We start from the raw sequence: 13,552 nt of genomic DNA, 5'->3' as shown, positions 1-13,552 counted from the left end.
GCGCCGGAAAATGGTAACCCGCTATTTTAGCGGCAACGCGGGCCCGGGGCGACGCGCCGGACGATCAGGATTCGGGCGTGAGCGCCGCCCAGGTGCCGTCGACGAGGCCTTCGAGCGGCTGGAAGCGCGCCTTGTACGCCATTTTCGGGCTCTCGCGGATCCAGTATCCGAGGTAGACATAAGGCAGCTGAAGGCTGCGCGCCTGCTCGATCTGCCAGAGGATGTTGTAGGTGCCGTAGCTCGTGTGCGGCGTGTCGGGGTCGAAGAACGTATAGACCGAGGAAAGCCCGTCGCCGAGGATGTCGATCATGCTCACCATGCGCAGCGCGGCGGGTTCGTCGGGATGCGCAGGGGCGGGCTCGCGAAATTCGACGAGCCGCGAATTGATCCGGCTCTGCAGCAGGAATTGCTCGTACTGGTCGCGGCTGTCGCGGTCCATGCCGCCGCCCGCGTGGCGCGCCGACTGATAGCGCATGTAGAGCGCGTAGTGCGCCTCGTCGTAATGCAGCGGCGCGACCGTCGCGGCGAGCGCGCCATGGTGCTTCCACGCGCGGCGCTGCGCGCGGCTCGGCGTGAAGCGTTCGACCGGCACGCGCACCGGTACGCAGGCGCGGCAGCCGTCGCAGTAAGGCCGATAGGTGAAGACCCCGGAGCGCCGGAAGCCGGCCTTCACGAGATCGGTATAGACGTCGGAATTGATGAGATGACTGGGCGTGGCCACTTGCGAGCGCGCGATGCGCCCCTCCAGATAGCTGCAGGGGTAGGGCGCCGTTGCATAGAATTGCAGCGCGGAAAGCGGTGAAAGCGGCAGCTCGTTTGGATGCGTCACGTTGGCAGCTCTCGTAGCAGTTCGGATCGTCGCGCGGCGCGCTTTTGCGCATCCGGCCTCGCGCGTAAGCCTTGCCAGGCTGCATGGCGCTACGCACGCGGCGTGCAGCAGAGGGGCGCGACGGGTTCGCCGTTCAGTCTAACATTGACGCCGCGCATGTCTATATCCAATTGCCGCGCCGTCGCGAACGTGCACGCGATGCCTCCGTATGGATCAGGCGGCCGGCAGAACGGCGGTGGGCGTGCCGCGGCCGCCGAGCAGGTCGGCGAGCACCGCTTTGCCGAACTTCCACGGAATGGGCGCGGCGTTCACATGCGTGCGCACATGGGCGATGAAGGCCTTGCGCGAAATTTCGCGTCCGCCGAGCGAAGCCAGATGCGCGGTGTTCTGCTGACAGTCGATCATCTCGACGCCGTGGCGGCGCAGATGCGCGACGAGCGCCGAGAGCGCGATTTTCGAGGCATCGGTGACGGAGGCGAACATCGATTCGCCGAAGAACATCGTACCGAGCGCCACGCCGTAGAGGCCGCCGACGCGCTCGCCGCCGAACCACGCCTCGATGCTGTGCGCGTCGCCCACGCGGTGCAGGGTAGAGTAGGCGTCGATCACGTCGGCGGTGATCCACGTGCCGCGTTGGCCGCGGCGCGGCGCGTTCGCGCACGCGCGCATGACGGCGGCGAAATCGTCGTCGACGCGAATCTCCCATGCATCCTCGCGCAGCACCCGCTTGAGCGTTTTCCTGAGCGATGGCGAGAGCTTGAACTCGTCGGGGCGCAGGATCATGCGCGGATCGGGGCTCCACCAGAGCACCGGCTGGCCGTCGGAGTACCAGGGGAAGATGCCGTGCCGGTAGGCGTCGAGAAGACGCGAGGGCAGCAGGTCCGCGCTCGCGGCGAGCAGGCCCGGCGCGCCGCTCGACGCGCCGAGCGCGCGCTCGACGGCGGGAAACGGGGCGTCGGGCGAGAGCCAGGGGACCATCGTGCAGGTGCTGTCAGCCGTCGCGCAGCGGGCGCAGGACGTCGCCGGTGTGCAGCCCGTAGCTGCCCGACTGGCGATCGGCGAAGAAGAAGCGCAGGGTCTGGCCGACAGTCGGAAACGCGATGTCATCCCAGGGGATCTCGTGTTCTTCGAAGAGCCGCACTTCGAGACTCTCTTCGCCGGCTTCGACGTCGATGTCGAGCAGGCGCGCGAGATAAAACAGATGCACCTGGTGCACGCGCGGCACGTTCAGGAGCGAAAAGAGGCTCTGCACCTCGACGCGGGCGCCGGCTTCCTCGAGCGTTTCGCGCGCAGCCGCTTCGGCGGTCGTTTCACCCATCTCCATGAAGCCGGCGGGCAGCGTCCAGTAGCCGTAGCGCGGCTCGATTGCGCGGCGGCACAAGAGCACCCTGTCTTCCCAGACGGGCACCGTGCCAACCACGTTGCGCGGATTTTGATAGTGGATGGTGCCGCAGTGCGAGCAGACGTAGCGTTCGCGATTGTCGCCGGGCGGAATGAGCAGGCTGACCGCCTGACCGCAAGTCGAGCAGAATTTCATGGGCACGATAGGGGGATGGGTGATGCGAGTTTATCACCGGTGAGGCGCCGGCCGGGAGGCTGGCCGAAGGGGCGGCAATGGCAGGCGGCGCCCGACTGGAACAGGCAGGCGGCGTGGAGCCGCACGGGACCGCAAACGGAAAAAGGGTTACAGGCCGTTGACCTGTAACCCTTTCGAATTCTGCTGGTTGCGGGGGTAGGATTTGAACCTACGACCTTCGGGTTATGAGCCCGACGAGCTGCCAGACTGCTCCACCCCGCGTCCGTCGAAGAAAAGATTATATGACAGTTTGCACCGCGATGCAACAAAGAATGACGTCAGCCTTTCTTTGCGGTTGCAGAACGATTGCAGGACATGTTGCGCGGGGCGGCTTCGGGAGCCGTCAGGATAGAATCGGGGTTCGGTCGGCGCGGTGCGTTTCGGTCCATGCATTGCTCGCACCGCCTCCTTGCTTTCCGCCGCGCATCGCGCATCAATCGCCTCCTTCGAAAGCCTCGTTTATGGACATCCCTCTCGATCTGCAATCGATAGCCGCGCAGGAACATGCGCTGGTGTTTCCCCGTTTCGACGCCGATCGCGCCTGGCAGCTCGGCGCGCATCTGCACGAACTCGCGCGGGCCCGCGCGCTCGCGATCGCCATCGACGTGCGCACGTTCGGGCACCCCCTTTTCTTCTTCGCGCTCGACGGGACCACGCCCGACAACGCCGACTGGGTGCGCCGCAAGGCGCGCGTGGTCGAGCACTTCCGCCACAGTTCGTACGCGATCGGCCTGCGCATGCAGCAGACCGGCACGACGCTCGCCGAAAAGCACGGCTTGCCCATCGCCGATTTCGCGCCGCATGGCGGTTCGTTTCCGCTCGCCGTGGCGGGTGCGGGCGTGATCGGCTCGGTGACCGTTTCGGGTTTGCCGCAGCGCGCCGATCACGAACTGGTGGTCGAAGCGCTGTGCGCGCAACTCGACGTCGACTACGCCCAGCTCGCGCTCGCGAAGGTCTGACGCAATGCGATTCTCTGCGTGGACCTGGCTCGCCGTCTCGATCGTCGCGGAAGTGATCGCCACTTCCGCATTGCGCGCCTCGGACGGCTTCACGCGGCTCGTGCCCTCGGCGGTGGTGGCGGTGGGGTATGGCATCGCGTTCTATGGGCTCTCGCTCACATTGCGCAGCTTGCCGGTGGGCATCGTCTATGCCGTGTGGTCCGGCGTCGGCATCGTACTCATCACGCTCGTGGCGATGGCGCTCTATCGTCAGGTGCCCGATCTGCCGGCCATGCTGGGGCTGAGTCTCATTGTCTCGGGCGTGGTCGTGCTGAATCTGTTCTCGAAGATGCAGGCGCACTGACGGCTGCCCGCGCAGCGGCGCCTCGGTCAGTCCGGTGGCGCGATGCACATGGCCGCGGCATCGACGTCTTGTCGGGTGCCTCGGTGACGACATCGGCAGCCAGGGCCGCGGCCATGTTCGCGCCGGCGATCGGGCCTCGCGCGTAACATGGGCTGTTGTCGCCGCGCGCCGCGTCGTCCGCCGGCAACGGTGCTTTCTGCTGATTTTCTTCACCGGGGCTGGACATGATCATTCGTTTTCCCGCCGATGCGCCGCTCTATCGCGACGCCAATCTGACCGTGGTCTTTCCCGCACTCGTCGATGGCGCGCGCGTTCCCTGCGCGATTTCCGTCGAGGCGCTCGAGGACCATTTCGGCGCGCTGCCCGCGAATCGCGACGCGTGGATGCAAGCGTTCGACGCCGGCCGCACGCGCATCGAGGCTGTCGCGCGGGCGCATCTCGAACTCAGCAACGGCACGCCGGTGCTGCTCAAGAGCGGTCATTTTCCGCCCGGACGCTTGTGTTCGTAACGCACCGGGCGCCGGCACCGGCGTCGTCGGACGTTTCGAATGCCGCAATTGACGTTGACGGCCATGGACATCGCCGGGCGCAAGGACCGCGCAACGCGCGCACATGACCAGCGCGAGCGCATTGTCGACGCCGCGCGCCGCATCGTCTTGCGCGAAGGGCTCGCCGCGCTCTCGATGCGCAAGATCGCTGAAGCAATCGGTTATTCCCCAGCTTCCCTGTACCTCTATTTCGAAGGCCGCGACGAGATAGCCGAGGCGCTCGGCCGCGAGGGCTATGCGCAACTGCTCGCGTATCTCGAGCCGCACGCGTGCGCCGACGATGCGCGCGAGCGCCTGCATGCGCTCGCGCATGCGTATGTGGCGTTCGGCTGCGACCATCCGCAGACTTACGAACTCATCTTCATGATGCACAGGGGACGCCAGCAGCAGGCGGGGCCGCATGCCCACCGTCAGCGCGACGCCGCGAGCAAGCCGCCGGCGAGCGACGCGCGCGCTTGCGCTGCCTGCGGCGCGCAGCTTTTCGCCGCCACGCTGTCCGAGCTGATACTCGCGCGCGGCGCGCACGCCGACTGCGGCCTGCTTGCCGAGGCGCTCTGGGCGACGCTGCACGGCGTGGTGATGCTCACGCTCGCGCGTGCGGAATTTGCGCCCGCCGCGCCCGGACCCCTGATTGAGGCCGCGCTCGACGCGTGGTTCGGCGAACGCGCCGCCGCCACGCTGCCACCTGCGCAAACGTCCGGCGCGGCGTCGTGTTAGCCTCGGTTCGACCATCGTTCCGCTCTGTCCGGGTTTTGCCGGGTTTTGCCTGCTTCTGCCTGCTTTTGTCAATCGCCATGTCACACGAAGCCACCGCAAGCACGCCCCCCGCCGAAGCCGAACCGCACGTGCTCGCACGCGTAGCGAACCGCATCGGCTACATCGAACTCGAGCGCCCGCAGGCGCTCAATGCGCTCACTACCGCCATGGTCCGCACGATGCACGCGGCGCTGGACCGCTGGCGGGACGACCCCGGCGTGCTCGCCGTGATCGTGCGCACGCGCCACGCGCGCGCGTTCTGCGCGGGCGGCGACATCCGCTTTCTCTACGAGTCGTACCGGTCGGGCGAGCAGGCCGCGCTCGACACGTTCTTCTCCGACGAATACCGCCTCGATCACGCCATCTTTACCTACCCGAAGCCGTATATCGCGTTGCTCAACGGCGTGGTGATGGGGGGCGGCATGGGCATTTCGCAGGGAGCGCATCGAACGGGCGGGCTGCGGCTCGTCGGCGCGAGCGCGCGCATGGCGATGCCTGAGACGCGCATCGGCCTCTTTCCGGATGTCGGGATGGGCTGGTTCCTTGCGCGCACGCCCGGCGCGATTGGCCGCTATCTGGCGGTGACGGGCGAGACGCTCGACGCGGCCAGCGCGCTCTATGCGGGGCTCGCCGACGTGTCGCTCGACGAGGCGGCGTGGCCGGGCCTGCTCGATGCGCTCGAGAGCGAGCCGTTCGCGACGGGCGCGGACGTGGTCGCGCGCGTCCGGCGCGCGGCGCTGCCCACGCCCGAGTCGCGGCGCGTGGCCGGAAACTCGTCGCTGGCGGCAGTGCGCGCCTGGATCGATCGCCACTTCTCGCTTGCCGACGTGCCGGCCATGCTGGCGTCGCTCGAAGCCGCGCAGCGGGGAGGCGAGGAGGGCGAAGCCGAATGGGCCGAGCAGACCGTGGGTGTGCTGCGCGAGCGCTCGCCACTCTCGATGGCGGTGTCGCTCGAGGTGGTGTCGCGTGCGGAAGGCACGATGGCCGACTGTCTGCGCCGCGACCTCGACCTCACGCGCTCGAGCTTCGCGGCCGGCGACGTGATGGAGGGCATCCGCGCACGCATCATCGACAAGGACAATCGTCCACACTGGCGTTTCGCACGGATCGAGGACGTGCGCCGAGAGGACGTCGAGCGGATGTTCGAGAGCCCCTGGAGCGCTGGGGAGCATCCGTTGCGCGGGCTGGTCGGCTGAGCGCGGGAAAAGGGAAAAGAAGGGAAAAGAAGCGAAAGGAAAAAACGGCGGAACGAACGCGCCGCGCACTGCGCGCGGCGCAGGATCAATCTTCCGGTGTTTCGCTCATGAACGCGCGCATGAACACGAGCGCACCCCAACCCCACATCGCATTCGACGCGAATCCCGTGGCGAGCCGCGGCAGCATGTTGCCGCTTGGCCAGATGCCGCGCAGCGGATCGACGACGAACACCATCGCGGCAGTCAGCACGAGGCCGCCGAACACGAAGGCCTGAATCCACGGCGCGGGCCGCGCAGGCGACACGCGCAGCAGCCACGCCATGAGCACTGCCCAGATGGCGCTCCAGATCGCGTTCACCAGGAACTCGGGCAGTCCGAGCGGCAGAAACGGTTCTGTCGAAAAGCCCGCTACGTCGACGACCTGGGCCGCGTGCAGTAGCGCAAGCGTCGCCTCGCGAAAGAAGAGCGACGCCAGAAAGCCGGAAACGAACGGCAGAATCAGTTTTTGCATGTAATCGTGCGAGAGCTTGCGTGGCCTCGCCGCGTTTCGCGTAGCGCGCGCGGCGTGCCGGTGTTTTTGTGGAGGCGTGCGCCATTATATCGGCGCATGGTGCGGCAAGGCGCCGCCGTATGCTAAAGCGTCGGGCAAAGCACGAAAGTGGAAAACCAAAGCTCAAAAAAATCGTTCTAAAGGACGCGGCCCATCCCTAGACTGGTTCCCCATGAAGACGGCGCCGCCGTCACCGGCCGCCGCGCAAGGCGCTCGGGGAACGCGTCGGCGCATTCCGTCTGCCGTCGAATCCTTTCAACCCTGTCATGAGCGGCGCATGCGTGCGCGGCGCGCTCGCGCGCCTTCGCGTCTGCCGCGATGGCGGCATTCCCTTTTTTTGCGATTTTCAGATTTTCAAATAGCTGGCAGGAGCAATGCATGAATGTGTTCTGGTTCATCCCGACCCACGGCGACAGCCGCTATCTGGGCACGACCGAGGGCGCGCGCGCGGCCGACCTCGCATACTTCCAGCAGATCGCCGTCGCCGCCGATACGCTCGGCTACGAGGGCGTCCTGCTGCCCACGGGTCGCTCGTGCGAGGACGCATGGGTCGTGGCGTCGAGCCTCATCGCCGCGACGCGGCGCCTGAAATTTCTGGTGGCGGTTCGCCCGGGACTCTCGTCGCCGGCGCTTTCGGCGCGTATGGCCGCCACTTTCGACCGCCTCTCGAACGGGCGTCTGCTGATCAACGTGGTGACGGGCGGCGATACGACCGAGCTCGAAGGCGATGGTCTTTTCGTCGATCACGACACACGCTACGAAATCACCGACGAGTTCCTGCACATCTGGCGCAAGCTGCTCGCCGCCTCGCATACGAACGAGGCGATCGATTTCGATGGCCGGCATCTGCGCTCGGTGGGCGGCAAGGTACTGTATCCGCCGGTGCAGCGGCCGCATCCGCCGTTGTGGTTCGGCGGCTCCTCGCCGGCCGCGCACGCGATGGCCGGCGCGCATATCGACACGTATCTGACGTGGGGCGAGCCGCCTGACGCCGTTGCGCAAAAGATCGCCGACATTCGCGCGCGCGCGGCGGAGCACGGCCGCACGATCCGCTTCGGCATTCGCCTGCACGTGATCGTGCGCGAGACCGAAGCGCAAGCGTGGGACGCCGCCGACAAGCTCATCAGCCGCCTCGACAACGACACCGTCGCGCGTGCGCAGGCTGCGTTCGGCAAGATGGATTCCGAGGGGCAGCGCCGTATGGCCGCGCTGCACGGCGGCAAGCTCGGCACGCGCAAGGACCTCGAGGTGTATCCGAATCTGTGGGCGGGGGTGGGCCTCGTGCGCGGCGGCGCCGGCACGGCGCTCGTCGGGAGTCCGGAACAGGTGGCCGCGCGCATGAAGGAATATGCCGAGCTTGGCATCGAGACGTTCATTCTGTCCGGGTATCCCCATCTGGAGGAATCCTATCGTTTTGCGGAGCTCGTGTTTCCGTTGCTGCCGGGGCGTGTCCGGAAGGGCGCTGGCGGCCCGGTTTCGGGGCCGTTCGGCGAAGTGGTGGGCAATCACTTTCTGCCGAAGGTGAGCCAGAGCTAAGCATGGATCGTGGAGGACGCAACGATGACGCAATCCGCAGTGACGGCCGCGCGCGGCACGGCCGGTGATCCTGCCGCGCGCACGGCGCGCGCGTTCGCGCGCGCAAGCTGGCGGCGCCTCGCGCCCTGGCTCGTGCCGCTGGCGATTTTCGCGCTCTGGGAGATCGCGGCAAAGAGCGGCGCGCTCTCCACGCGCGTGCTGCCCGAGCCGCTCGCCGTGGTGCGGGCCGCCTGGTCGCTGATCGAATCGGGCGAAATGTGGCAGGACGTGCGCGTGAGCACGTGGCGCGCGCTGTCGGGCTTCGCGATCGGCGGCGGCATTGGACTCGTGCTCGGGCTTGCCACCGGGCTCTTCAAGCGCGTCGAGACCGCGCTCGATTCGACCGTGCAGATGGTGCGCAACATCCCGGCGCTCGCGATGATTCCGCTCGTGATTCTGTGGTTCGGCATCGGCGAGGAGGCGAAGGTGTTTCTCGTCGCGCTGGGCGTGTTCTTTCCCGTCTACGTGAACACGTTCCACGGCATCCGCTCCGTCGACGCCAATCTCGTCGAGATGGCCCGCAGCTATGGCCTCAAGGGTTTCGCGCTCTATCGCGAAGTGATTTTGCCGGGGGCGTTGCCGTCGATTCTCGTCGGCGTGCGCTTCGCGCTCGGCCTGATGTGGGTGACGCTGATCGTCGCCGAAACGATTTCCGCGCAGTCGGGCATCGGCTACATGACGATGAACGCGCGCGAATTCCTGCAAACCGATGTGGTGGTGGTCGGCATCCTGCTCTATGCGGCGCTCGGCAAACTTGCTGACTGGCTCGCGAAATGGCTGGAGCGCGTGGCGCTGCGCTGGCACCCCGCGTATCAAGAGGAGAGCGAAGCATGAGCGCGAGCCAGTTGGCACCCGCTTATCGCGCGGCGCGCGATAGCTTCCAGGGCGCGCATGCGCGCGAACGGATCGAGACGGGGCAGACCGCGCGCGAAGGCGCCGCGCGACGCGCGGACCCGCTCGCGGTGGACGCCGCCGTCGAGCTGCGCGGCGTCGGCAAGCGTTACGGCGAGCGTGTGGTGCTGAGCGGCTTCGATCTTGCGATCGAACGCGGCAGCTTCGTCTCGATCGTCGGCCGCAGCGGTTGCGGCAAGTCCACGCTGTTGCGTCTGATCGCGGGCCTCGAAACACCGGACGAGGGCGCCGTCGAACGGCGCGGCGCAAGCGGCGCGGCGCTCGACACGCGCATCATGTTTCAGGATGCGCGCCTCTTGCCGTGGAAGACCGTCTTGCAGAACGTGATGCTCGGTCTCTCGCGCGGCGCGCGCGAGGACGCACGAGCGGTGCTGAACGAAGTGGGCCTGCTCGCGCGCGCCGACGAATGGCCCGCGCGCCTTTCCGGCGGTCAGCGCCAGCGGGTGGCGCTCGCGCGCGCGCTCGTGCACCGGCCGAGCCTGTTGCTGCTGGACGAGCCGCTCGGGGCGCTCGATGCGCTCACGCGCATCGAGATGCATGCGCTGATCGAGCGCTTGTGGCGCGAGCATCGCTTCACGGCGCTGCTGGTCACGCACGACGTGCATGAAGCCGTCGCACTCGGCGACCGTATTTTGCTCGTCGAGGCAGGGCACATCGCGCTCGATCAGGCCGTGCAGCTCGAGCGTCCGCGTGCGCGGGTCGACGCGCGTTTCGCCGCGCTCGAGGAACGCGTGCTGCAACGCGTGCTCGGCAACGGGCCGCAGCACGCGGGCGCACCGTTTTCCGCCGCGACGCCCTGAATCATTTTTCAGTCATCCTCTCAGTTACCGAACTCACGGAGCCGAAACAATGAGCATTACCGCCATCAACGTGCGCAACCAGTTTCGCGGCAAGATCAAGGAGATCATTCGCGGGCCCGTCGTTTCGGAAGTCGACGTCGATACGACGTTCGGCATCGTGACATCGGTCATCACCACGCGTTCGATCGACGAACTCGAGCTGAAAGTGGGCTCCGAAGTGGTCGCGCTGGTGAAGTCGACGGAGGTGTCGATCGCGCGCCTGTGAAGCGCGCTCGCATGCCGGTGCGGCCCGTACGTCGAGCCAGGCGGAAGTGCTACGATGAACCGTCAGATTGAGGACGGAGAAACGATCATGGAGCCGAAGGGCATCGACATGGGCGACTACCAGGAGCGCTACAAGGACTACGACGTCGAAGTCGCGGTCGAGCAGGTGCTTACTGGTGTGAAGGCGCACTTTCGCGTGCTGAAAGGCGATGCGGTCGTGGAGGACTGGCAGCTCGTGCACATCACGCGCCTCTGGTCGAGCGAGCACGCCGCCGCGGAAGCGGGCTTCGAGGCGGCGCGTGCATGGATCGACGCGCAGGGGGCGCAGCCGGTCTAGCGTTGATTTCGCCCGCTTGCCGATGGCGATTGCTTCATTCGGCGTTCTGCATCGGCGAACATTTCACGGAGCTGTTGCCGCTCGGCGTCGGTCAGATGTGCGGCTGCGGCCGGCATGCTGAGCACCAGATGCAGTGTCAGGTTGCCGCGCGCGCCGTTGCGGTCCGAGAGCCCAAGTCCTGGCAGATCGATTGCGGTGCCCGAACTTACGTTTTGCGCGATCTTCACGTCCAGCGTTCGGCCGAGGACCTTCGCCTCGACCTTGCCGCCCAGCATGGCCGTCACGAAGTCGATCTGAAGCTCGCAGGCGAGATCGAGGCCATTGCGCGTGAAAGCCGGACCGCAAACGATCGTGACCGAGAAAGTCGCGTCGCCAGGCGGGCCGCCGTTCAACCCGGGATGACCGCCGCCTTCCACGACCAGACGCTGACCTTCCCACGCGCCGGGAGGAATCACGACGACCTCGCTCCTGCGCCACGTCCGCACGCCTGTGCTTTGGCACTTCTCGCAACTCACGCTGCGATCTTCCCGCTGGCACGATTCGCACGGCCCCTTCACGGGGTAGCGCGCTTCGACGCCGCCGCCCCCGATCGCCACTTCCAGCGGCACGAACAGCTCGACGAGGCAGTTTGCGCCGCGCATGGGCGGCGCCGCGCGGCGATCACGGGGTGGGGCTTCCCTTGCGCGGCTTTTGTTCGACGGGTCGGAAGCCTTGGCCGGCGGCGCAACGCGCCTGCCGGTCAGGATCTCGAACGCTTCCTGAATGAGCTTGAACACCGGCTCGACCGCCGCTTCGCTTCCCTTGTTGCGGTCCGGGTGATACCTCGCTCGCAGTTGGCGGTAGGCGCGCTTGATCTCCGCCGCCGATGCCGTGTCGGGCAGGTTCAGTCGCCTGTAGTATTTCTCGAAGCTCAAGCGCGTTCCCGAATGTTCCTGGTGAGCGGACGCAAAAAAGCCCGCAACGAAGGCGGGCTCATTTGTTCACTGCTGAATTCTTTGGGGTGGCTGATGGGACTCGAACCCACGACAACAGGAATCACAATCCTGGACTCTACCAACTGAGCTACAGCCACCGCTGTTTCCTCAACCGGCGCTGCTTTGAAAGCGGCGTCAATCAAGAAGCAAGATTATATACACGCCAAAGCGTGCTTGCCTAGCCCTTTATTCAACAATTTCATCCGGAACACGCAGATGCTCGCGGGCTTCGTCGAAGATGGCGAGATCGGCTTTCGCGAGCTTGCGGCTGTCGGAGAGCACGCGGCGCCATCCGCGTGCGCCGGCCACGCCGCGATAGAGACCCAGCGCATGGCGCGTGATCGCGCCGAGGAACGTGCCGCGCGCGATTTCGCTCGCACAGTACTCGATGAGCCTGGCTTCCACCTGCTCGCGCGTGATCGGTGCTTGCGTCGCCCCATAGAAGCGCATGTCGACGTCGGCGAGCACGAAGGGGTTGTGGTAGGCCTCGCGGCCCAGCATCACGCCGTCGACGTGCTGCAAATGCTGTTCCGCTTCATCCAGCGTCTTGATACCGCCGTTGATGACGATTTCGAGCTGCGGGAAGTCGCGCTTGAGTTGATACGCGTAGTCGTACTTGAGCGGCGGAATCTCGCGGTTTTCCTTCGGGCTCAGACCCTTCAGGATCGCGTTGCGCGCGTGGACGACGAACACCTCGCAGCCCGCTTCGGCGATCGTACCGACGAAATCCCGCACGAACGCATAGTCCTCCACCGCATCGACGCCAATGCGGTGCTTGACCGTGACCGGCACCGACACGACGTCGCGCATCGCCTTCACGCAATCGGCCACGAGCTGCGGCTCGTTCATGAGGCATGCGCCGAAGGCGCCGCGCTGCACGCGCTCGGAAGGGCAGCCGCAATTCAAATTGATTTCGTCATAGCCCCACTGTTCTCCGAGCTTCGCCGCGCGCGCGAGGTCTTCGGGCTCGCTGCCGCCGAGCTGGAGCGCGACCGGCGCCTCGGCCGGCGTGAAGGCTAGATGACGCGGTACATCGCCGTGGAGCAGGGCGCCCGTCGTCACCATCTCCGTATACAGCCACGTGTGCCGGGAAATGAAGCGATGCAGCGAGCGGCAGTGGCGATCGGTCCAGTCCATCATCGGCGCGACGGAAACGCGGCGGGGGCTGGCTTGACGGGTGGCGGACATGGCAATGGCAGGCGGCTGACGTGGATCAACCTTGCATTTTAGCGCATGCGCGGGCGGCCACTCCGGCCCTTTATGCGCTGCGCCAATTCGGCCGCCGCCGGACAGGAAGCGCTCCCAGCGGACGTTCGCGCCATGAAAAACCCTGCTGAAAGTATGTGATACGCGCCAGATTTGGTGCGTCGCGCAAATTTTTTGTGACGTGCTTTTAGGGTCTGTTCGTCGCTCAGCCCCGTCGGAATTGCCTGACGCGATTGTTTCCGAATGCAGAATAGTAAATTCGGATTATCGCGATTATTTCCCGATAGTAGGTGTATACACTAGGTTCCGTTGACGCAGCTCATGGGCTCTGACCTCCCAGGCGCGGCGCCATCCCGATCCGCAATTGAACCTGATATTGGAGTCCACCATGAAGACCAAACTGATCGCAGCGCTGCTGGTCGCAGCTACCGCTTCTGTTGCCGCTCCGGCGTTCGCGAGCGGCTATGGCCCTGCACCGTTCTATCGCCCGGATGTTGGCGCGCCTGCTTCGCAACGCGGCCAGAGCGCACAGACCGTTGCGGCGGAGCGTGCCCAGGACCAGGGCGCCCAGACGGCATACGGCGGCGTTACCGGCTCGGCTTCGCAGTCGGGCAGCCACGTGAAGGCCGCAGGCCCGCAATCGGTCTACTTTGGACAGTAAGCCGCGCTGAAGTTGCCGCGCCGCCCGCGAGCCGGGCGGCATGAAAGCCGGATGTCGACGACATCC

The 13,552-nt window shown here is 66.2% G+C and carries 18 protein-coding genes and 2 tRNA genes; 11 read left to right on the top strand and 9 right to left on the bottom strand.

Annotation, left to right across the window (positions count from 1 at the left end; genetic code table 11):
• Nucleotides 1–64: 64 nt before the first annotated feature.
• From BLU17_RS09240 to BLU17_RS09225, 4 genes are all read right to left on the bottom strand, one after another.
• Complete coding sequence (locus tag BLU17_RS09240) at nt 65–829, bottom strand: arginyltransferase (protein ID WP_091996423.1); 765 nt, start codon at nt 827–829, stop codon at nt 65–67.
• Nucleotides 830–1,042: 213 nt separating this feature from the next.
• Nucleotides 1,043–1,807: a leucyl/phenylalanyl-tRNA--protein transferase gene (gene aat, locus BLU17_RS09235; protein WP_091996422.1), complete on the bottom strand. Its 765-nt coding sequence runs from the start codon at nt 1,805–1,807 to the stop codon at nt 1,043–1,045.
• 13 nt (nt 1,808–1,820) lie between these two features.
• On the bottom strand, nt 1,821–2,366 hold the full coding sequence (locus BLU17_RS09230; protein ID WP_091996421.1) for an NUDIX hydrolase: 546 nt from the start codon (nt 2,364–2,366) through the stop codon (nt 1,821–1,823).
• A 184-nt stretch (nt 2,367–2,550) separates the two neighbouring features.
• Nucleotides 2,551–2,627: transfer RNA gene (locus BLU17_RS09225), tRNA-Met, on the bottom strand.
• A gap of 239 nt (nt 2,628–2,866) precedes the next feature.
• On the opposite strand from BLU17_RS09225, the gene BLU17_RS09220 reads away from it, so the two are divergent.
• The 5 genes from BLU17_RS09220 (at nt 2,867) to BLU17_RS09200 (ending at nt 6,207) form a co-directional block, all read left to right on the top strand.
• Nucleotides 2,867–3,364 (top strand): heme-degrading domain-containing protein, encoded by a 498-nt coding sequence (locus BLU17_RS09220; protein ID WP_091996420.1) that lies wholly within the window; start codon nt 2,867–2,869, stop codon nt 3,362–3,364.
• 4 nt (nt 3,365–3,368) lie between these two features.
• Nucleotides 3,369–3,707, top strand: a complete 339-nt coding sequence (locus BLU17_RS09215; protein WP_091996419.1) for a DMT family transporter — start codon at nt 3,369–3,371, stop codon at nt 3,705–3,707.
• A gap of 224 nt (nt 3,708–3,931) precedes the next feature.
• Nucleotides 3,932–4,216 carry a DUF1488 family protein gene (locus tag BLU17_RS09210; RefSeq protein WP_091996418.1) on the top strand — a complete coding sequence of 95 codons (285 nt, stop codon included), beginning with the start codon at nt 3,932–3,934 and terminating at the stop codon, nt 4,214–4,216.
• 39 nt (nt 4,217–4,255) lie between these two features.
• The gene (locus BLU17_RS09205) at nt 4,256–4,972 is read left to right on the top strand and encodes a TetR/AcrR family transcriptional regulator (protein ID WP_091996417.1); all 717 of its coding nucleotides are present in this window, start codon (nt 4,256–4,258) and stop codon (nt 4,970–4,972) included.
• 77 nt (nt 4,973–5,049) lie between these two features.
• Nucleotides 5,050–6,207 (top strand): enoyl-CoA hydratase/isomerase family protein, encoded by a 1,158-nt coding sequence (locus BLU17_RS09200; RefSeq protein WP_091996416.1) that lies wholly within the window; start codon nt 5,050–5,052, stop codon nt 6,205–6,207.
• An 85-nt stretch (nt 6,208–6,292) separates the two neighbouring features.
• Here the strand turns inward: BLU17_RS09200 and BLU17_RS09195 are convergent, their stop codons facing one another.
• Together BLU17_RS09195 and BLU17_RS32250 are read right to left on the bottom strand one after the other, a co-directional pair.
• Complete coding sequence (locus BLU17_RS09195; protein ID WP_091996415.1) at nt 6,293–6,718, bottom strand: hypothetical protein; 426 nt, start codon at nt 6,716–6,718, stop codon at nt 6,293–6,295.
• Nucleotides 6,719–6,894: 176 nt separating this feature from the next.
• On the bottom strand, nt 6,895–7,155 hold the full coding sequence (locus BLU17_RS32250; protein ID WP_143189200.1) for a hypothetical protein: 261 nt from the start codon (nt 7,153–7,155) through the stop codon (nt 6,895–6,897).
• Between BLU17_RS32250 and ssuD the strand changes: the two genes are divergently transcribed.
• The 5 genes from ssuD (at nt 7,136) to BLU17_RS09170 (ending at nt 10,645) form a co-directional block, all read left to right on the top strand.
• Nucleotides 7,136–8,293, top strand: a complete 1,158-nt coding sequence (gene ssuD / locus BLU17_RS09190) for an FMNH2-dependent alkanesulfonate monooxygenase (RefSeq protein ID WP_091996414.1) — start codon at nt 7,136–7,138, stop codon at nt 8,291–8,293. The genes BLU17_RS32250 and ssuD overlap by 20 nt on opposite strands.
• Nucleotides 8,294–8,317: 24 nt before the next feature.
• On the top strand, nt 8,318–9,166 hold the full coding sequence (ssuC, locus tag BLU17_RS09185) for an aliphatic sulfonate ABC transporter permease SsuC (RefSeq protein WP_091996413.1): 849 nt from the start codon (nt 8,318–8,320) through the stop codon (nt 9,164–9,166).
• Nucleotides 9,163–10,044, top strand: coding sequence for an ATP-binding cassette domain-containing protein (locus BLU17_RS09180; RefSeq protein WP_091996412.1), 882 nt, complete (start codon nt 9,163–9,165; stop codon nt 10,042–10,044). Before ssuC ends, BLU17_RS09180 begins: the two co-directional genes overlap by 4 nt.
• A gap of 49 nt (nt 10,045–10,093) precedes the next feature.
• Nucleotides 10,094–10,309, top strand: coding sequence for a TOBE domain-containing protein (locus tag BLU17_RS09175; protein WP_091996411.1), 216 nt, complete (start codon nt 10,094–10,096; stop codon nt 10,307–10,309).
• Between the two features lie 87 nt (nt 10,310–10,396).
• Nucleotides 10,397–10,645 carry a hypothetical protein gene (locus BLU17_RS09170; RefSeq protein WP_091996526.1) on the top strand — a complete coding sequence of 83 codons (249 nt, stop codon included), beginning with the start codon at nt 10,397–10,399 and terminating at the stop codon, nt 10,643–10,645.
• Here BLU17_RS09170 and BLU17_RS09165 read toward each other — a convergent pair.
• The 3 genes from BLU17_RS09165 to dusA all read right to left on the bottom strand — a co-directional run bounded on the left by BLU17_RS09165 (nt 10,642) and on the right by dusA (nt 12,807).
• Nucleotides 10,642–11,559: a DnaJ C-terminal domain-containing protein gene (locus BLU17_RS09165; RefSeq protein WP_091996410.1), complete on the bottom strand. Its 918-nt coding sequence runs from the start codon at nt 11,557–11,559 to the stop codon at nt 10,642–10,644. The genes BLU17_RS09170 and BLU17_RS09165 overlap by 4 nt on opposite strands.
• An 82-nt stretch (nt 11,560–11,641) precedes the next feature.
• A tRNA-His gene (locus BLU17_RS09160) sits at nt 11,642–11,717 on the bottom strand.
• 88 nt (nt 11,718–11,805) lie between these two features.
• Entirely contained in the window at nt 11,806–12,807 is a 1,002-nt protein-coding gene (dusA, locus tag BLU17_RS09155; protein WP_091996409.1) for a tRNA dihydrouridine(20/20a) synthase DusA, read from the bottom strand.
• A 406-nt stretch (nt 12,808–13,213) separates the two neighbouring features.
• On the opposite strand from dusA, the gene BLU17_RS09150 reads away from it, so the two are divergent.
• Nucleotides 13,214–13,486 carry a hypothetical protein gene (locus BLU17_RS09150; protein WP_091996408.1) on the top strand — a complete coding sequence of 91 codons (273 nt, stop codon included), beginning with the start codon at nt 13,214–13,216 and terminating at the stop codon, nt 13,484–13,486.
• Nucleotides 13,487–13,552 lie beyond the last annotated feature (66 nt).

It is taken from the genome of Paraburkholderia lycopersici (genome assembly GCF_900096975.1).
Classification (GTDB): domain Bacteria; phylum Pseudomonadota; class Gammaproteobacteria; order Burkholderiales; family Burkholderiaceae; genus Paraburkholderia; species Paraburkholderia lycopersici.
The sequence above is the reverse complement of the archived record's forward strand: the minus strand, read 5'-3'. Positions and strand labels throughout refer to the sequence as shown.